Below are 350 nucleotides of genomic sequence, written 5' to 3' on the forward strand. Positions count from 1 at the left end.
GTCAGCTATAGACAAGGTTTTATTTACACCCCGATCTGATGCCTTAGTCGTTTTTGGATTACATACATGCTTCAATGTGTTCAGTAAAGACGTATTCCAGTTACGATACAGATTGAGACCTTCTCGAATTATCGGCAAGGACTGTAGTCCTGTCGCCAAGCCATATTCATAGCGAATCTGTTGACGACGACGTTGTTCTGCTTGGGCTCTTGCACGTGCTGCTTGTTGTTGGGCATAAGCATAAGAACTTTGTCTTCCGTAACTTCCACCTTGATAGGTTGCCACATTTGGACCAAAAGCTTGATAATAACTTTCTGGTGCTCGGAAGTTTCGATCGGTTTTAATGCGAT

General features: G+C 43.1%; 1 protein-coding gene. It reads right to left on the reverse strand.

The annotated features are described in order from the left end of the window. The coding region (locus SORDD16_RS11385) for a hypothetical protein (RefSeq protein WP_164966535.1) at window positions 1–350 on the reverse strand (350 nt) is incomplete at both ends.

The organism is Streptococcus oralis (assembly GCF_001578945.1).
GTDB lineage: Bacteria > Bacillota > Bacilli > Lactobacillales > Streptococcaceae > Streptococcus > Streptococcus oralis_Q.